This window comes from Kitasatospora sp. NPDC004289, assembly GCF_053602875.1.
In genome coordinates, this window is the sequence record NZ_JBSGEL010000015.1 from 39,968 (window position 1) to 57,223 (window position 17,256).

The window sequence follows — 17,256 nt, forward strand, 5'->3', positions numbered from 1 at the left end:
GGGTGGTACGGACGACGCTCACAGCCGGGGCGCGATCTCTTCGGTGAAGATGCGGTGCCGCTCGGCGATCGGCAGGTGGCACGCGGCGAGGTGGCCGGGCGCGGCCTCGGCCAGCTTCGGCAGCTCGGAGGTCGAACGGCCGGCGGTGCGGTCCGCGTACGGGCAGCGCGGGTGGAAGGCGCAGCCGGAGGGCACGTTGATCAGGCTGGGCGGGGTGCCCTTGACCGGCACCAGGCGGTCCTGGAGCGGTCGGTCCAGCCGCGGCATCGAGCCCAGCAGGCCCCAGGTGTACGGGTGTTCGGGGGACTCGAAGAGCGTCCCGGCCGGCCCGCGCTCCACGCACTTGCCGCCGTACATCACCAGGATGTCGTCGGCCAGCTCGGCCACCACGCCCAGGTCGTGGGTGATGATGATGACCGCGGAGCCGAACTCCTTCTGCAGGTCCCGGATCAGGTCCAGGATCTGCGCCTGGACGGTGACGTCCAGGGCGGTGGTGGGCTCGTCGGCGATCAGCAGCGAGGGGTCGTTGACCAGCGCCATGGCGATCATCGCGCGCTGGCGCATGCCGCCGGAGAACTCGTGCGGGTAGGAGTCCACCCGCTTGTCCGGCTGCGGGATGCCGACCCGGTCGAGCATCTCGATCGCCCGGGTGCGGGCCAGCTTCTTGGAGGTGCCGGGGTGGTGGGCGCGGTAGCCCTCGACGATCTGGGCGCCGACCGTGTAGTACGGGTGCATCGCGGTCAGCGGGTCCTGGAAGATCATCGCCATCTTCTGGCCGCGCAGCTCGCGCACCCGGTCCGGGCCGGCCGCGATCAGGTCCTCGCCGTCCAGCCAGACCTGGCCGGTGATCCTCGGTGCGCCGCGCTTGCCCATCCGGTGCAGGCCCATGATGGAGAGCGAGGTGACGGACTTCCCGGAGCCGGACTCGCCGACGATGCCGAGGGTCTTGCCCTTCTCCAGCGAGAAGGTGAGCCCGTCCACCGACTTGACCAGGCCGTCGTCGGTGGGGAAGTGCACCCGGAGGTCCTTGACCTCCAGGTAGGCCGAACCGGGCTTCGCCGAGGCGGACTTGTCGATCTGGATCTCGGTCATGCGAGCCTCACCCGGGGGTCGACAGCGGCGTACAGGATGTCAACCAGCAGGTTGGCCAGGATGATGAAGAAGCCGGCGAAGAGCGTCACGCCCATGATCACCGGCAGGTCACTGGCGGCGATCGAGGAGACCGCCTCGTAGCCCAGGCCGCGGAAGTTGAAGGTGGACTCGGTGAGCACCGCGCCGCCGATCAGGCCGCCGAGGTCCATGCCGAAGACGGTCAGGATCGGGGTCAGGGTGGAGCGCATCGCGTGCTTGCGGATCACCGTGCCCTCGCCGAGGCCCTTGGCCCGGGCGGTGCGGACGTAGTCCTCGCCCAGCACCTCCAGCAGCGTGGCCCGGGTGAGCCGGGCGTAGTTGGCCGCGTAGAGGAAGGCCAGGGTGACCCAGGGGAGCACCAGGTTCTGGAACCAGGCGATCGGGTCGTCGGCGAACGGCACGTAGTCGTTCGGGAAGACGCCCAGCTGGTAGACGAAGACCGCGCTGGCCAGCATGCCGGTGAAGTAGATCGGCAGGGAGACGCCGGCCAGGGCCGTGGTCATGGTGAAGCGGTCGAGCAGCGAGCCGCGCTTGAGCGCGGAGATCATGCCGGTCATGGTGCCGAACACGACCCAGATGATCGAGGCGCCGAGGGCCAGCGAGGCGGTGACGCCCAGCCGGTCGAGCAGCACCGGGAAGACCTCGCGCTCGGTCTTGAACGAGTAGCCGAAGCAGGGCGCGGAGCAGTGGGTGACGTCCACGCCGGTGCTGTAGTCGCGTCCGAGGACCAGGCCCTTGAGGAAGAGCCAGAACTGCTCGATGACGGACTTGTCGAGGCCCATCTTGTGACGGATGCCCTCGATCGCCGCGGGGTCGGCGATCTTGCCGACGTAGAGCAGCGCCGGGTCGCTCCCGGTCAGTTTCGGCACCATGAAGAAGATGCCGAAGGTGACGGCCGCAACCACCACCAGCATGGCGACGACATTGACGAGCCGTCGGATGATGTACACGAGCACTGCGGTCGACGCCGCCCCCGGGCCGGGCGCCCTCGTGGGGCGCCCGGCCCGGGCGGCGTCTTCACCTGCCCTTCGGACTAGCTGTGCGAACTACGGGACTGGGCAGGTCACTTGCCGTCGTTGGTACCGAGGGCCTGGAAGTCGACCATGCCGAACGCGTCGTTGATGAACACGTTGGTCAGGCGCGGGTTGCGGTAGTTGAGCGCGCGGTCCGCGACCACCGGCAGGTAGACGGCCATGTCGGTCACCTTGTGGTTGATCTGCTTGTAGATCTCGGCGGCCTTGGCGGGGTCGGCCTCGGCGGCGGCCTTGTCGAACAGGGCGTTGACCTCAGGGTCGTTGGTCTCGGGGTAGTTGCTGTTGCCGTTGGCGGTGATGAAGCGACCGTCCATCAGCGGCTGCATGTAGCCGTCGCCCTTCGGGTAGTCGGCACCCCAACCCGCCACGATCAGACCGTAGTTCTTGTTCTTCACGACCTCCGGCGAACCGGCCACCGAGGCCAGCAGCTTGCCGTCGTACTGGTCGATGGTGATGTCGACGTTGATCGCCTTCAGCGCGGTCTGCAGGGCGACGGCGGACTTGACCTCCTTGTCCTTGTTGCCGCGGACCGCGATGGTGGCCTTGAAGCCGTCCGGCTTGCCACAGGCCGCCAGCTCCTCCTTGGCCTTCGCCACGTCGGGCTTGCCGTCGACCAGGGTGAAGGGGTCGTAGTTGTCCGAGCCGAGGATGTTCGGGGGCAGCATCGAGCCGTACGGCGAGCCGGCCACCGAACCGCCGCGGGCGGTCTGCAGGGCGGTGGTGTCGGCCGCGAACATGACCGCCTTGCGGCAGTGCTCGTTGTCGAACGGGGCGATCTTCGGGACCATCGCGATGTAGCGGATGAACCCGTTGAACGGGTCGTCGGTGTTGGCCTTGAGCTTGTCGTTGGTCAGCACCTGGGCCTGAGCGGCCTGGGAGAGGCCGGTCTGCGCGAAGTCGAGGTCGATCGAGCCGTCGAGCAGGCGCTTGTCCATGTCGTCGGCGTTGGTGGTGATGGTCAGCTTCACCACGTCCGGCAGCGCCTTGCGGAACGGGTCGGTGGTCGGGTCCCAGTTCTCGTTGCGGACGAACTCGACGGACTTGCCGGGCTCGATCGACTTGAACTTGTACGGGCCGGAGGAGACCGGCTTCTCGCCGTACTTGGAGCCGGTGTCCGCCTTCGCCGGGACGGGCGAGGCGGTGCCCATCGCGAGCAGGTACGGGAAGGCCGAGTCGGACTTCGCCAGCTTGAAGACGATCGTGGCGTCGTCCGGGGTCTCGACGGACTTCAGGCCCATCTTGTCCGGGGTGGTGTCCGTGTACGGGCCCTTGTAACCCTGGCCCTGGTCGAGGCTGTTGACCAGGTAGGTCGGGCCGCCGGAGATGACGTCCTGGGCGAAGACGCGCTCGATGCCGTACTTGATGTCCTTCGAGGTGATGGCCGAGCCGTCCTCGAACTTGATGCCCTTCTTGAGCTTGAAGGTGTAGGTCTTGCCGTCGGCGGAGATCTCCGGCTTGGCGGCGGCGAGGTCCGGCACCAGCTCCAGACCGCCCTTGCCCGGCTTCGAGTCGAAGGCCAGCAGGGTACGGGCGTAGAAGCGCTGCATGTTCCAGATCGACGCGTAGTACGCGCGGCCCGGGTCCCAGGAGTCGGCGTCGGTGGTGCTCCAGAGGTTGAGCGTGCCGCCCTTCTTGTCGGACGGGTTGAGCACCTTGTCGACGGCCGCGTTGAAGCCGCCGGCCGACGCCGACTTGGAGGCGCCGTCGCCGGTGCCGCCCTTCTTGTCCGCGCTGCCACCGCAAGCGGTGAGGGTGACGGCCAGCGTGGCCACCAGGGCGGCGGCGGCGAGCGTCCGGTTTCGCGTCATGGGTACTTTCCTCCTGATGGTCGTACTGGGGTGGAACAGTCTCGAAAGGTCCTGTTTCGGCAGGCAGTTGGCGTGGGAGCCTGCCCGGGCCGGCTGACCGGCGGTCAGTTGCCCTTGGGGTCGAGCGCGTCGCGCAGCCCGTCGCCGAACAGGTTGAAGGCCAGCACCGTGATGAAGATGGCCAGGCCCGGCACCACCATGTAGGTGGGGTCGACCTGGTAGATCCGGGTGGCCTCGGAGAGCATCTGGCCCCAGGACGGGGTCGGGGGCTTCACGCCCGCGCCGAGGAAGCTGAGGGCGGCCTCGCTCAGGATGTTGGTCGGGATGATCAGGGTCGCGTAGACCAGGATCGGGGCGACCAGGTTGGGGAGCAGCTCGCGCAGCAGGATGTGCGGCCAGCCGGCGCCCAGGCTGCGGGCGGCGTCGACGAACTCGCGCTCGCGCAGCGACAGGGCCTGACCTCGGACGATGCGCCCGATGTAGGGCCAGCCGAAGAAGCCGATCACCAGCACCAGGATCGCCATCCGGACGGCGCTGCCCTCCAGGCCCAGAACGGAGTTGGGCATCACCGAGACCAGCGCGATGGAGAACAGCAGCTGCGGGAAGGCCAGCAGGACGTCCATCACCCGGCTGATCACCGCGTCGACCCAGCCGCCGAAGTAGCCGGCCGCGATGCCCGCCAGCACGCCGATGACCACCGACACGCCGGCCGCCAGGAAGGCGACGGTGAGCGAGATCCGGGCGCCGTAGACGATCCGGCTGAACACGTCGCGGCCGAAGGTCGGGTCGACGCCGAGCAGGAAGTCGCTGCTGATGCCGCCGAACGCCCCCTTGGGGAGGCCGAGATCGGGGTTGATCTGATCCGGGTGCGGTTCGTCCACGGGGTGCCCGAACAGCGAGGTGAGCACCGGCGCGAAGACCGCGGCCAGGATCAGCAGCAGCACCACGACGCCGCCGGCCAGCGCGACCTTGTCGCGCTTGAGGCGGTCCCAGGCGATCCGGCCGGGTGACCGGCCCTCGATCCGCTTGGCCGGGGCCGCGGGGGCCTCCGGAGCGTCGGTGCTCTTGGTGGAAGTGCTCATGTGTCTTTCGTTTCCCCTCGCCGACGGTGGCCGGCCACGGTGCCGTACGTACGCCGAGCACCGGGCCCGGGTAGGGCCCGGACATGGGTACGGTCCGGAATCGCGATTGCGAAAGGTGCTGAGAAGCAAGGGAGTTGCCGGGCAGCTCAGGTAAGCCCCGCACTGCACTGCGCAGACTCTCTGGCATCGGGGAGGCCTTACGCCAGACCTGACAACCGAAGGATGCCCAACTGTGATCTGTCCGCATGCACGGCCGTGTCCTGGCGAATAAGGCTCTTCACACAGGTGTTACTCGACTGTCAAGATGCGTGCGAAGGACTGCTCGTACACTTCGTCAACTGCCCCTGCGGGAACGGGGAAAAGCCCTGCTCAGCGCCAGGGCTGGTGCGGCCAGTAGCCCTGGGGCGGGTGGTTCGCCGACTCCCGGTCGAAGAACGGACGGGCGAAGGCGCGCAGCCACATCGCCACCGGGTCCAGCTCGTCGGCCAGCAGCACGGTGGAGACCGCGAGCCCGGCCGGGGCGTGCGCCACCGCACGCTGCACCAGCGCCCGGGCCGCCTCCACGGACGGCGGCGAGGTGTCGTAGAGGTCCAGGCCGACGGCCAGGTAGGCCTCGCCCACGGCCGGGCGCACCCAGGCCTGCCGCAGCGCCCGCAGCGGGCGCACCGCCGCCGCCTCGCGCTGCAGCTGGGCGTAGAACTGCGGGGCCTGCACGGCCGGTTCGGCCAGCTGGAGCGGACCAGCCGGCAGCCGGTCCAGCCCGCCGGCGATCCGGCGCAGGTCGGCCCAGGGCACCCCGACCCCGCCACCGGGCACGTGCGGATTGAGCCACAGGCCCCAGCGGGTGCGGTACAGCGCGTGGGCGATCTCCATCCCGGAGATCACCTCGTGGCTCCTGGTCCAGCCGCAGAGCGCCAGCTGCTCGGGGGAGGTGACGGCGGGGGCGTAGCCGTGCCCGCCGATCTCCATGTTCCCGTACTGGGCGTCCGGGCTGCCCGGCTGCCCGTGCCAGAGCAGCATCCAGACCCGGCCGGCCGCCAGTGCCCCCAGCAGCCGCTCGTAGGCGTCGTAGCGCTCCGGCGCGACCTCGCCGAGGGCGCGCTCGATCGCGCCGTCTGCCGCCGCTCCCGCGCTCATGCCGTGCTCCGCCCGCCGTCCGTCCCGCCTTCGGCCAGCGTGGCCGTCCGTGGTTGTCGGGGGAAGCCTATTGGCCGAGCCCGACAGCCGTCATACCGCCGCCCCGTACCGGCGCGTAACGGTTCGGTGGTCAGTTCGGGTCCTCCACCGGTCCTCCACCGGTCTCAGACCGGGACGGCGCCGGACCTGACGTAGAACGGACGGACCCGGGTGAGCATCCACTCCACCACCGGGTCGGCGACCAGGTCGAGCAGCACCAGGTGGACGCCCCACGGCGGCGGCATGGTTCCGAGCGCCCGGCCCAGCGCCTCGTTGACCTGCGCCGGATCGGCCGGCCAGGCCGGGTCCAGCTGCACCCCGACGAACAGCACCGGGGCGTCCAGCTCGACCCCGGCCAGTGCCCGACGGGCCGTCAGGACTCCTGGCAGCTCGGCCAGTTCGGTGATGGCCGCACCGAGGAAGGCGTACGGCTCCTCGGCCGGCTCGGGCTCGCGCAGCGCCACCCGGGCGCCGCCCTCCGGCTGCTGTTCCCAGCGCTCCGCGAGCGGCCCGCGGCGCAGCTCGCCGACCCCCTCCGGCGGCACCGGGATGCCCACCGGCGCCTCCGGGTTGACCGCGATCCCGACCCCGATCGGCAGCCCGCGGGCGAACTCCCAGGCCGGGGCCACCGCGAACGGCACGCCCGGCGCGATCTGGAGGAAGAGCTCCTGCGAGGAGAACACCGGCACGTACGGGGATCCGGCCAGCTCGATCGTCGGCAGGTCCAGCCCCTCCCCCTGCGGGTCGGCCCCGGCCGGCAGCGGGATCCAGACCTGACTGCGCGCCAGCACCTCGATCACCCGCGGCGTGGCCCCCGGGTCGCCCAGCGCCGCGGTCAGCACCTGCTCCAGCTCGTTGACCGGCCAACTCCCCCCGGCCGGCGCGCTGCCGGGCTCCGCCCACCCCTGCACTCCGGTCTCGCCCGGCTGGTTCATCGGTCGCGCCCCTCTGTAGCTGTGCGGCCTCAGCCTAGGGCTTCCGGGCGGGGCGGGTGACGAGGTCGGGGGCAGACCTGACCCAGCGGGCGGGCCCCTCTCCCGTCCCGGTCCGGTCTCGTGCCATGATGACCCCGCTCGACAACTTCACACTGGCCGCTCGAACCCGCGCGGGAGAGTCCGGAGTGCGCCCCGTGCGCAGGGCCGGCGCCGAAGGAGCAAGTCCTCCCCGGAATCTCTCAGGCACCCCTACCGCACGGGCGAGGCAGATCTGGAAAGTGGACACGGCCGCGCCGTGCGCCCACCCACGGTGCAAGCCGCCATCCTTGGATGGGCGGTGAAGCTCTCAGGTTGTGACGACAGACGGGGAGACTCCACCCCCGCATGCCCGTTTCCGGCCAAGGAGTCCCGTCGCCATGTCCCCTCGCCTGACCGCGCTCGACGCACTGCACCGCTCGCTCGGTGCCACCATGACCGACTTCGCCGGCTGGGACATGCCGCTGCGCTACGGCAGCGAGCGCGAGGAGCACCTCGCGGTCCGCACCAAGGCCGGCCTGTTCGACCTCTCGCACATGGGCGAGATCACCGTGACCGGCCCGCAGGCCGGCGAGCTGCTCGACTTCGCCCTGGTCGGCCACATCTCCGCACTCGGCGTGCTGCGCGCCCGCTACACCATGATCTGCCGCGAGGACGGCGGCATCCTGGACGACCTGATCGTCTACCGCACCGGCGACGCCGAGTACATGGTGGTGGCCAACGCCTCCAACGCCCAGGTGGTGCTGGACGCGCTGACCGAGCGCGCGGCCGGCTTCGACGCCGTGGTCCGCGACGACCGGGACGCCTACGCCCTGCTCGCGGTCCAGGGCCCGGAGGCCAACGGCATCCTCGGCTCCGTCACCGACGCCGACCTGCCGGGCCTCAAGTACTACGCCCTGCTGCCCGCCACCGTGGCCGGCAAGGACGTCTGGCTGGCCCGCACCGGCTACACCGGCGAGGACGGCTTCGAGGTCTTCTGCGCCCCCGCCGACGCCGAGCACCTGTGGAACGCGCTGACCGAGGCCGGCGCCGACGCCGGCCTGGTCCCCTGCGGCCTGTCCTGTCGCGACACGCTGCGCCTGGAGGCCGGCATGCCGCTGTACGGCCACGAGCTCTCCACCGAGCTGACCCCCTTCGACGCCGGCCTCGGCCGCGTGGTCAAGTTCGAGAAGGAGGGCGACTTCGTCGGCCGCAAGGCCCTGGAGGCCGCCGCCGCGCAGGCCGAGTCCAACCCGCCGCGCAAGCTGGTCGGCCTGGTCTCCGACGGCAAGCGGGTCCCGCGGGCCGAGTACGCCGTCGTCAGCCCGGACGGCACCCCGATCGGGCGGATCACCTCCGGCGCCCCCTCCCCCACTCTGGGCAAGCCGATCGCCATCGCCTACGTGGACGCGGCGCACGCCGCCCCCGGCAGCGCGGTCGCGGTCGACGTGCGCGGCAAGCACGAGCCGGTCGAGGTCGTGGCGCTGCCGTTCTACAAGCGCGCCCGCTGACCCCTCGTCACCTTTCGAAACCCCCGGTCCGCTCAGCGGACGGCTTCGCCCTACCCTCTTGCGATCCTGGAGAATGACGTCATGAGCAACCCCACGAACCTGCAGTACACCGAGGAGCACGAGTGGCTGACCACCGCCGAGAGCGGTGCGGTCGCGACGGTCGGCATCACCAAGCACGCCGCCGACGCCCTGGGTGACATCGTCTACGTCCAGCTGCCCGAGGTCGGCGACGAGATCACCGCCGGTGAGTCCTGTGGCGAGCTCGAGTCCACCAAGTCGGTCAGCGACCTGTTCTCGCCCGTCACCGGCACGGTGACCGAGATCAACCAGGCCGTCATCGACGACCCGGCCTCGGTCAACAGCGACCCGTTCGGCGACGCCTGGCTGTTCAAGGTCGAGATCGCCGAGACCGGCAAGCTGCTGACCGCTGCGGAGTACGACGCCTTCATCGGCGCCTGACCCACTGGTAGACGGGTGGCGGCCGCAGCGCGGCGGCCGCCACCCTCCCGGTCCACTGCCCGCACCGCCTTACGGGAAGACCCAACATGACTGTCCTGAACCAGTCCCTGCACGCGCTCGACCCCGAGATCGCCGCCGCGGTCGACGCCGAGCTGCACCGCCAGCAGACCACCCTCGAGATGATCGCCTCCGAGAACTTCGCGCCCGCCGCGGTGATGGAGGCCCAGGGCTCGGTCCTGACCAACAAGTACGCCGAGGGCTACCCCGGCCGCCGCTACTACGGCGGCTGCGAGCACGTCGACGTGGCCGAGCAGATCGCGATCGACCGGGTCAAGGCGCTGTTCGGGGCGGAGTACGCCAACGTCCAGCCGCACTCGGGCGCCTCCGCCAACCAGGCCGCGCTCTTCGCCATCGCCCAGCCCGGCGACACCATCCTGGGCCTGGACCTGGCGCACGGCGGTCACCTGACCCACGGCATGCGGCTGAACTTCTCCGGCAAGCAGTTCAACGTGGTCGCGTACCACGTGGACGAGGCCGGGCTGGTCGACATGGCCGAGGTCGAGCGCCTCGCCAAGGAGCACCGCCCCAAGGTCATCATCGCGGGCTGGTCCGCCTACCCGCGCCAGCTGGACTTCGCCGAGTTCCGCCGGATCGCCGACGAGGTCGAGGCCTACCTGTGGGTCGACATGGCCCACTTCGCCGGCCTGGTCGCCGCCGGTCTGCACCCGAACCCGGTCGAGTACGCGGACGTGGTCACCTCCACCACCCACAAGACCCTGGGCGGCCCGCGCGGCGGCATCATCCTGGCCAAGCAGGAGTTCGCCAAGAAGCTCAACTCCTCGGTCTTCCCCGGCTTCCAGGGCGGCCCGCTGGAGCACGTGATCGCGGCCAAGGCGGTCTCCTTCAAGGTCGCCGCCTCGGACGACTTCAAGGACCGTCAGCAGCGCACCCTGGAGGGCGCGAAGGCGCTCGCCGCCCGCCTGCTGCAGGACGACGCCAAGGCGGCCGGGGTCTCCGTGCTCTCCGGCGGCACCGACGTCCACCTGGTCCTGGTCGACCTGCGCAACAGCGAGCTCGACGGCCAGCAGGCCGAGGACCGCCTGCACGAGGTCGGCATCACGGTGAACCGCAACGCCGTCCCGAACGACCCGCGCCCGCCGATGGTCACCTCCGGCCTGCGGATCGGCACCCCGGCCCTGGCCACCCGCGGCTTCCAGGCCGAGGACTTCCGCGAGGTCGCGGACGTCATCGCCGAGACCCTGCTGCCCTCCTTCGACGAGGCCAAGGCCGAGTCGCTGAAGGCCCGGGTCACCGCGCTGGCCGCGAAGTACCCGCTCTACCCGGAGCTGTAGTCCCCCGGTGGCCTGACGGTCACCCGTCTTTTCCGGGGCACCGCGCACACTGGAAACGTGGCGCGCGGTGCCCCGTGCCATGCCTGCCCGTTCCACCCACGAGACCAGACAAGGACGTCACCTCCGTGGCCATCAGCGTCTTCGACCTCTTCTCCATCGGTATCGGCCCCTCCAGCTCGCACACCGTAGGACCGATGCGCGCGGCCCGGATGTTCGCCCGCCGCCTCAAGTCCGAGAGCCTGCTCGCGCAGACCGTCTCCGTCCGGGCCGAGCTGTTCGGCTCGCTCGGCGCCACCGGCCACGGCCACGGCACCCCCAAGGCCGTCCTGCTCGGCCTGGAGGGCAACTCCCCGCGCACCGTCGACGTGGACCAGGCCGACCTGGACGTGGACCGGATCAAGGCCGAGAAGCGCCTTCACCTGCTCGGCGTCCAGGACATCGCCTTCGACCCGGACACCCAGCTGGTGCTGCACCGCCGCAAGAGCCTCCCGTACCACGCCAACGGCATGACCCTCTGGGCCTTCGACGCCGAGGGCGCCACCCTGCTGGAGAAGACCTACTACTCCGTCGGCGGCGGCTTCGTGGTGGACGAGGACGCGATCGGCGTCGACCGGGTCGTGCCCGACGACACCGCGCTGCGCTACCCCTTCCGCACCGGCGAGGAGCTGCTCCGGCTCACCCGGGAGACCGGCCTGTCGATCTCCGGCCTGATGCTGGAGAACGAGAAGGCCTGGCGCTCCGAGGCCGAGATCCGGGCCGGGCTGCTGGAGATCTGGCGGGTCATGCAGGAGTGCGTCTCGGCCGGCATGAACCGCGAGGGCATCCTGCCCGGCGGCCTGAAGGTCCGCCGCCGGGCCGCCTCCGGCGCCCGCGCGCTGCGCGCCGAGGGCATCGGCCCGGCCAACGCGATGGAGTGGGTGACCCTCTACGCGATGGCGGTCAACGAGGAGAACGCCTCCGGCCAGCGGGTGGTCACCGCCCCGACCAACGGCGCCGCCGGGATCATCCCGGCCGTGCTGCACTACTTCATCAACTTCATCCCGGGCGCCGACGACGACGGCATCGTCCGCTTCCTGCTGGCCGCCGGCGCGATCGGCATGCTCTTCAAGGAGAACGCCTCCATCTCCGGCGCCGAGGTCGGCTGCCAGGGCGAGGTCGGCTCGGCCTGCTCGATGGCGGCCGGCGGCCTGGCCGAGGTGCTCGGCGGCTCCCCCGAGCAGGTCGAGAACGCGGCCGAGATCGGCATCGAGCACAACCTCGGCCTCACCTGCGACCCGGTCGGCGGCCTGGTCCAGATCCCCTGCATCGAGCGCAACGGCATGGCCTCCGTGAAGGCCGTCACCGCCGCCCGGATGGCGCTGCGCGGCGACGGCCGGCACCACGTCTCCCTCGACAAGGCGATCAAGACCATGAAGGAGACCGGGGCCGACATGAAGATCAAATACAAGGAAACCAGCCGCGGCGGCCTCGCCGTGAACGTCATCGAGTGCTGACCCGGGTCCTTCGGTGACCTGACCGGAACGGGCACGGACTGTCGGGTCCGGGCCCGTTCCGCTTTTCTACGGTGGGAGCACAAGGGAAGGAGACCCTGGTGCTGGAAGGCCTGAACCGGGCGCTGGACCACCTCGAGGAGCAGCTCGAACTGCCGCTCGACGTGGCGGAGTTGGCGCGGATCGCGACCACCTCGGAGTACCACTTCCGGCGGCTGTTCTCGGCGCTGGCGGGCATGCCGCTCTCGGAGTACGTGCGGCGCCGGCGGCTGACGCTGGCCGGGGCCGAGGTGCTGGCCGGGGAGCGGACGCTGCTGGAGGTCGCGGTCCGGTACGGGTACGGCTCGGGCGAGGCGTTCGCGCGCGCGTTCCGGGCCGTGCACGGGGTCGGGCCCGGTGAGGCCCGGCGGCGCGGGGGCGAGCTGACGGCCCAGCCCCGGCTCTCCTTCCGACTCGTCGTCGAAGGGAACAGCAGCATGCGGTACCGGATCGCGCACAAGCCGGAGTTCACCCTGGTGGGACGGATGGCCCGGGTCCCCCTGGTGCACCGCGGGGAGAACCCGCACATCGCCGCGTTCCTGCGCGGCCTCGGGCGGGCCGAGCTGGAGCGGATCGCCGGGCTGGCGGCTCCCGGGGCGGAGCCCGCCGGGATGCTCTCGGTCTGCGACGGCCTCGACCCGAGCCGGGCCGAGGGCACCGAACTCGACTACTACCAGGCGGTGGTGGCGCCGGATCCGGTGCCCGAGGGCTTGGACACCCTGGTGGTCCCGGCCGGGGAGTGGGGGGTCTTCGAGACCTCCGGCCCGTTCCCGCAGGCCCTCCAGGAGCTCTGGCGGGACGTCTTCACCCAGTGGTTCCCGTCCGGTCCGTACCGCAGCCGCCCGGGGCCCGAGCTGCTCGCGCTCGGGTCCTTCCCGGACGGCTCCGACACCACGGCCCAGCTCTGGATCCCGGTGGAGCGCTGAGGCCCTGACGGACGGTCGGCCCGAGTCAGTCGCCGGTGGTGCCGTCGGCCATCTCGCGCAGCAGGTCCAGGTGGCCGTTGTGCCGGGAGATCTCCTCGACCAGGTGGAAGAGGATCCAGCGGAGGTTGATCCGGGTGCCGCCGCGGACGGTGCCCACGGCCCAGGTGTCGAGGTCGAGCTCGCCCACCAGCGAGCGGTACCGCTCGATCTCCTCCTGGTACTCGGCGACCAGGGTGGCGATCGGCACCTCGGCGCCGATCCGCATCTCCCGGTCCGGGTCGTCCTGGGTCCAGGGCCCGCGGTCCTCGCCGCCGAGCAGCACCACGTCGAACCACCAGTGCTCCACCCACCGCAGGTGGCTGATCAGCCCGCCGAGGGTCATCAGCGGCGACCCGGGCAACGGCGCCTTCCCGGCGTCCGCCGGGTCCAGCGCGTCGACCTTGGCCAGTGCGGTGGCCCGGGCGTAGTCGAGGAAGGTGAGCAGCGTGGTGCGCTCATCGAGGGTCTGGGGCATATCGGTACGAGTCATCGCGCCGCATCATGGCGGAGGCCGGGCGCGATGTCGACTGAATAATCAAAGGAAGGCGGGCGAATCTATGCGATTAGCGAAGGTGAAGTAGCTTACAAACCTTTCGTTCGATTTTGCCCACATCCTGAGACCGTGCGATAGTCAGTGCATCGACACCCGCGCGGCACGCACCCCCCTGGCCGGCGCGGTGACATCTGCAGGGGCCCCCGCGCCGCACCACGGCCACCCGGGGGCCCCGCACTGTTTTCCGGACCCGCCGTCAGCCCTGGGCGCGGTCGCGGATCTTGAGTTCGAACCAGACGCCCTTGCCGCGCGGCAGCAGGTCGGCACCCCAGCGCTCGGCGAGGGTGTTGACCAGGAGCATGCCGTGACCGGTCTCGCTGCCGGGCTCGGCGAGGACCAGACAGGGGAGGGCCCGGGAGGAGTCGCGGACCTCGACGCGGAGCCAGCCGGGGCGACGGGTGAGGCGCAGGCCGATGGTGCGGCCGCCGGTGTGGCGGACGGCGTTGGCCATCAGCTCGCCGGTCAGCAGCTCGCCGACCTCCAGTAACTGGTGGAGCCGCCAGCCCTGCAGGACGGTGAGGACCACCCGCCGGGCGGTACCGACGAGTTCGGGGCGGGAGGGGAGGAAGACCTCCTCCTCGGCGGCGACTTGGGCGCAGAGGCGGCCGAAGTGCACGCGCTCGACCTCCTGCGGGCTGAGTCGTTCCAGAGTCTCCAGGGCGAGCACCCCACCTTCCGCGATGTCCGACGGGCCGTCAGCAGTCGCTCCGGCTGCCGGAAGTGATGCCCACTCTGCTTCGCCCCATCCCGCCATGCGCCAATCATTGCGGACTGCGAGCGCCCGCGTACTGACAATGAGTAAACGATCACTATTCGGCTGGCATATGACAGACGCAACGCTCCCCCGACTCGCACAGCAGAACGGCCCGGACCCCCAAAAAGGGGCCCGGGCCGAACAGTTGAGCCATTCTCCGGTGCGCAGGAGGCCTACCAGGCGCTCCACGCCATGGTCCAGCCGCTGAGCCCGTTCTCACCGGAGACCGTCTTGCCCTTGGCGTTCTGGATCTTCACCACGTCACCGACGATCGAGTCGGCGAAGAACTTGCCGGCCGTGGAGCCGTCGCTGCCGCCCTTGGTGTCCTGGAGGCCGATGCAGCCGTGGCTGGCGTTGTACTTGCCGAAGGCGCTGCCCCAGTAGTTGCCGTGCACGTAGGTGCCGGTGTTGGTCAGCCGCATGGCGTGCGGGACGTCGGAGATGTCGTACTCCGAGCCCTTGATGTTGGAGACGGTGGCCGAGTTCATCCGGGTCACCTTCTCCTTGCTGGAGATGACCATCGTGCCGTTCCAGGACGGGTTCTGGTCGTCCCCGGCGGTGATCGGGATGGTCTTGGAGACCTTGCCGTCCCGCTGCACCGTCATCTGGTGGGTGGCCGCGTCCACCACGCTGATCTGCTCCCGGCCGATGGTGAACGGCTCGTCCCGGTCCACGTCGCCGAAGACCCCGGGCGAGACCTCGACGTTCTTCAGCCGGTACTTGATGGTCACCTTGGTGCCCGGCTTCCAGTACTTCTCCGGCCGGAAGTCCAGCCGCTGGGTGCCGAACCAGTGGCCCTTGACCACGGCGCCGTTGCTGCTCTCGAAGGTGATGCCCTTGAGCACCGCCTCCTTGTTCTTCACCGGCTTGGAGAAGTTGACCGAGACGATCATCCCGACGCCGTAGGTGCCGCCGTCCGAGATGTTGTCGTTGCTGGAGACCAGCTTGGCCGGGGTGAGCGTGGTGAAGCTGGAGGTGGTCGCGGAGACCAGTCCGTCGGTGTCCTTGGCCTGGGCGCTCACCTGGTAGGTCATGCCGACCTTGAGCGGGCCGTCCGGCTTCCAGCTCTTGCCGTCGGCGGCGGTCTTGCCGGGCACCGCCTTGCCGTTCTTGTCCGTCACCTCGACGGTGGTCAGGGTGCCCTGGGCGACCGCGACGTTCAGCGCCTCGTTCGGGTTGACGTCCTGGGAGCCGTCCTTGGGGGTGACGGTGAGCACCGCGGCCGAGTTCTTCGGCGTGCTCTCGGCGGGGCCGGAGGCCGCGCCCGAGGGCTGGCCGGAGCCGCCGTCCGCGGCCTGGCCGCCGGTGGCCGAGGAGCCGCCCGAGCTCCCCGAGCCGGACGAGCCCCCCGAGCCGCCGCAGGCGGCCGTCAGCAGCAGCGCACCTCCGACCAGGACGGCCACGGCGGCCCGTCGGCCTCTGACTATCGCGGCGTCGGCCGCTCGCACCGGCTTCACTCTGCGCTCCCCATCCGGATGTCCACGCCTTCTATACGCGTCGGCCGGTGGTTCGGTTGCACCCGGCCCGGGCGCGGTGTGCGAAGGATATCCGGGGAGTTCCGGTGAACTCCGGGCGGGAGGGTGGTGAAGGGTCGGTGCCGGTCAGCGCAGGCCGAGCGCGCTGCCCGCCCGCCACTGGTCCCAGCTGAGGTTCCACCCGTTCAGGCCGTTGTCGGCGGGCACCCGGTCCCCCTGCCGGCCGCGCACCTCGATCACGTCGCCGATGCCGGACTGCTCGAAGAACCAGCCGGCCGGGGAGGAGTCCGAGCCGCCCTTGACGTCGGCCAGGCCGATGCAGCCGTGGCTGGTGTTGGCGCTGCCGAAGACGTCCCGGGAGGCCCAGTAGTTGCCGTGCACGAAGGTGCCGGAGGCGGTCAGCCGCATCGCGTGCGGCACGTCCTTGATGTCGTACTCGTCGCCCAGGCCGACGGTCTGCGAGTTCATCCGGGTGACGGAGAACTTCTCCGAGATCACCATGGTGCCCAGGTAGGTGGAGAACTCCGGACTGCCGCCCGAGACCTTCAGGGTGCGCAGCACCCGCCCGTCCTGACGGACCGTCATGGTGTGCGCGTCCAGGTCGACGGTGGAGACCACCGAGCGCCCGACGGTGAAGTGCACGTCCTTGGACTGGGTGCCGTAGTCCCCCGGGGCGCCCTGCACGTCCTTCAGCCGCAGCGACAGCGTCACCTTGGTGCCGGCCGCCCAGTACTTCTCCGGGCGCAGGTCGAGCCGCCGGCCGCCGAACCAGTGCGCGGCCACCGGCACCGGCGGGTCCGCGGTGACCGAGACCGCCTTCTCCACCGCCGCCCGGTCGGTGATCGGACGGGTGAAGCGGAGCGAGACGGGCATCCCGACCCCGACGGTGGAGCCGTCCTCGGGGGTGAAGAAGGCGGCGAAGGTGTGGTCGGGGGCGAGCGTGGCGAAGGCCACGTGCTGGGCCGCCTTCAGCCCGGCCTGGTCCTCGGCCACCGTGTCCAGGGTGTAGGCGGTGGCCAGCGCGAGCCGCCCGTCCGGCACCCAGGAGCCGTCCGGGCCGACCTTCCCCGGGACCTCGGTGCCCTTCTGGTCGGCCAGGCGGACGGAGACCAGCCTGCCCTGGGCCGCCGTCACCTTGACCGGCCCCTCGGCCGGCACCTCCTGCGCCCCGTCGGCCGGGGTGCTGGTGATCACCGCCCGGGAGACCGCCGGGCTCGCCGACGCGGCGGCGTCGGTGCTCGGAGCGACCTGCCGCTCGCTGGTGCAGGCGGTCAGCAGGCAGAGCCCGACCGCCACCACGACCGCCACCCGGGAGCGCATGCCGTTCCTCCGTACCTACCCCAGCCGTCAACAACCGCCCGGCATAACGACCCTGATCCCGTGCGGACACGTGGGAGCCGATTCCCGCAGGAGACGTCGGAACGGGTCGGCACGCGACAGAATCGTTCAACGACACGATCCGTCACGTGACAGCGAC

At 70.6% G+C, this 17,256-nt stretch carries 15 protein-coding genes and 1 riboswitch; of the genes, 5 read left to right on the forward strand and 10 right to left on the reverse strand.

Going from position 1 to position 17,256, the window contains the following annotated elements; all coding sequences use genetic code 11:
- Positions 1-18: 18 nt before the first annotated feature.
- The 6 genes from ACWEPF_RS12660 to ACWEPF_RS12685 all read right to left on the reverse strand — a co-directional run bounded on the left by ACWEPF_RS12660 (position 19) and on the right by ACWEPF_RS12685 (position 7,166).
- The gene (locus ACWEPF_RS12660) at positions 19-1,092 is read right to left on the reverse strand and encodes an ABC transporter ATP-binding protein (protein ID WP_452172568.1); all 1,074 of its coding nucleotides are present in this window, start codon (positions 1,090-1,092) and stop codon (positions 19-21) included.
- The gene (locus ACWEPF_RS12665) at positions 1,089-2,087 is read right to left on the reverse strand and encodes an ABC transporter permease (protein WP_345290199.1); all 999 of its coding nucleotides are present in this window, start codon (positions 2,085-2,087) and stop codon (positions 1,089-1,091) included. The genes ACWEPF_RS12660 and ACWEPF_RS12665 overlap by 4 nt, the downstream gene beginning before the upstream one ends.
- A gap of 107 nt (positions 2,088-2,194) precedes the next feature.
- The gene (locus ACWEPF_RS12670; RefSeq protein ID WP_452172569.1) at positions 2,195-3,973 is read right to left on the reverse strand and encodes an ABC transporter substrate-binding protein; all 1,779 of its coding nucleotides are present in this window, start codon (positions 3,971-3,973) and stop codon (positions 2,195-2,197) included.
- A 104-nt stretch (positions 3,974-4,077) separates the two neighbouring features.
- Complete coding sequence (locus ACWEPF_RS12675; RefSeq protein ID WP_345290196.1) at positions 4,078-5,055, reverse strand: ABC transporter permease; 978 nt, start codon at positions 5,053-5,055, stop codon at positions 4,078-4,080.
- 369 nt (positions 5,056-5,424) lie between these two features.
- Positions 5,425-6,192, reverse strand: a complete 768-nt coding sequence (locus ACWEPF_RS12680; RefSeq protein ID WP_345290195.1) for an enhanced serine sensitivity protein SseB C-terminal domain-containing protein — start codon at positions 6,190-6,192, stop codon at positions 5,425-5,427.
- 164 nt (positions 6,193-6,356) lie between these two features.
- The gene (locus ACWEPF_RS12685) at positions 6,357-7,166 is read right to left on the reverse strand and encodes an enhanced serine sensitivity protein SseB (protein ID WP_449795561.1); all 810 of its coding nucleotides are present in this window, start codon (positions 7,164-7,166) and stop codon (positions 6,357-6,359) included.
- A gap of 161 nt (positions 7,167-7,327) precedes the next feature.
- Positions 7,328-7,431, forward strand: a riboswitch (glycine riboswitch).
- A 151-nt stretch (positions 7,432-7,582) separates the two neighbouring features.
- Here ACWEPF_RS12685 and gcvT point away from each other — a divergent pair.
- The 5 genes from gcvT to ACWEPF_RS12710 all read left to right on the forward strand — a co-directional run bounded on the left by gcvT (position 7,583) and on the right by ACWEPF_RS12710 (position 12,958).
- On the forward strand, positions 7,583-8,692 hold the full coding sequence (gene gcvT / locus ACWEPF_RS12690) for a glycine cleavage system aminomethyltransferase GcvT (RefSeq protein WP_452172570.1): 1,110 nt from the start codon (positions 7,583-7,585) through the stop codon (positions 8,690-8,692).
- 81 nt (positions 8,693-8,773) lie between these two features.
- Positions 8,774-9,151, forward strand: coding sequence for a glycine cleavage system protein GcvH (gcvH, locus tag ACWEPF_RS12695; protein ID WP_345290191.1), 378 nt, complete (start codon positions 8,774-8,776; stop codon positions 9,149-9,151).
- 86 nt (positions 9,152-9,237) lie between these two features.
- Positions 9,238-10,503, forward strand: coding sequence for a serine hydroxymethyltransferase (glyA, locus tag ACWEPF_RS12700; protein WP_345290190.1), 1,266 nt, complete (start codon positions 9,238-9,240; stop codon positions 10,501-10,503).
- A gap of 125 nt (positions 10,504-10,628) precedes the next feature.
- Positions 10,629-11,996: an L-serine ammonia-lyase gene (locus ACWEPF_RS12705; protein WP_345290188.1), complete on the forward strand. Its 1,368-nt coding sequence runs from the start codon at positions 10,629-10,631 to the stop codon at positions 11,994-11,996.
- 98 nt (positions 11,997-12,094) lie between these two features.
- Positions 12,095-12,958 carry an AraC family transcriptional regulator gene (locus ACWEPF_RS12710; protein WP_452172571.1) on the forward strand — a complete coding sequence of 288 codons (864 nt, stop codon included), beginning with the start codon at positions 12,095-12,097 and terminating at the stop codon, positions 12,956-12,958.
- A gap of 25 nt (positions 12,959-12,983) precedes the next feature.
- Here the strand turns inward: ACWEPF_RS12710 and ACWEPF_RS12715 are convergent, their stop codons facing one another.
- The 4 genes from ACWEPF_RS12715 to ACWEPF_RS12730 all read right to left on the reverse strand — a co-directional run bounded on the left by ACWEPF_RS12715 (position 12,984) and on the right by ACWEPF_RS12730 (position 17,099).
- Positions 12,984-13,487, reverse strand: a complete 504-nt coding sequence (locus ACWEPF_RS12715; RefSeq protein ID WP_449795564.1) for a DinB family protein — start codon at positions 13,485-13,487, stop codon at positions 12,984-12,986.
- Between the two features lie 259 nt (positions 13,488-13,746).
- Positions 13,747-14,217, reverse strand: a complete 471-nt coding sequence (locus ACWEPF_RS12720; protein ID WP_380150119.1) for an ATP-binding protein — start codon at positions 14,215-14,217, stop codon at positions 13,747-13,749.
- A gap of 260 nt (positions 14,218-14,477) precedes the next feature.
- Complete coding sequence (locus ACWEPF_RS12725; RefSeq protein WP_345290183.1) at positions 14,478-15,761, reverse strand: L,D-transpeptidase; 1,284 nt, start codon at positions 15,759-15,761, stop codon at positions 14,478-14,480.
- 144 nt (positions 15,762-15,905) lie between these two features.
- Complete coding sequence (locus ACWEPF_RS12730; RefSeq protein ID WP_452172572.1) at positions 15,906-17,099, reverse strand: L,D-transpeptidase; 1,194 nt, start codon at positions 17,097-17,099, stop codon at positions 15,906-15,908.
- Positions 17,100-17,256: the final 157 nt, after the last annotated feature.

Excerpts from the sequence above, each read along its gene's own strand:
- ACWEPF_RS12660 (WP_452172568.1), bottom strand. The coding sequence starts at position 1,092 with ATGACCGAGATCCAGATCGACAAGTCCGCCTCGGCGAAGCCCGGTTCG.
- ACWEPF_RS12670 (WP_452172569.1), bottom strand. The coding sequence starts at position 3,973 with ATGACGCGAAACCGGACGCTCGCCGCCGCCGCCCTGGTGGCCACGCTG.
- ACWEPF_RS12675 (WP_345290196.1), bottom strand. The coding sequence starts at position 5,055 with ATGAGCACTTCCACCAAGAGCACCGACGCTCCGGAGGCCCCCGCGGCC.
- ACWEPF_RS12680 (WP_345290195.1), bottom strand. The coding sequence starts at position 6,192 with ATGAGCGCGGGAGCGGCGGCAGACGGCGCGATCGAGCGCGCCCTCGGC.
- ACWEPF_RS12685 (WP_449795561.1), bottom strand. The coding sequence starts at position 7,166 with ATGAACCAGCCGGGCGAGACCGGAGTGCAGGGGTGGGCGGAGCCCGGC.
- gcvT (WP_452172570.1), top strand. The coding sequence starts at position 7,583 with ATGTCCCCTCGCCTGACCGCGCTCGACGCACTGCACCGCTCGCTCGGT.
- gcvH (WP_345290191.1), top strand. The coding sequence starts at position 8,774 with ATGAGCAACCCCACGAACCTGCAGTACACCGAGGAGCACGAGTGGCTG.
- glyA (WP_345290190.1), top strand. The coding sequence starts at position 9,238 with ATGACTGTCCTGAACCAGTCCCTGCACGCGCTCGACCCCGAGATCGCC.
- ACWEPF_RS12715 (WP_449795564.1), bottom strand. The coding sequence starts at position 13,487 with ATGACTCGTACCGATATGCCCCAGACCCTCGATGAGCGCACCACGCTG.
- ACWEPF_RS12730 (WP_452172572.1), bottom strand. The coding sequence starts at position 17,099 with ATGCGCTCCCGGGTGGCGGTCGTGGTGGCGGTCGGGCTCTGCCTGCTG.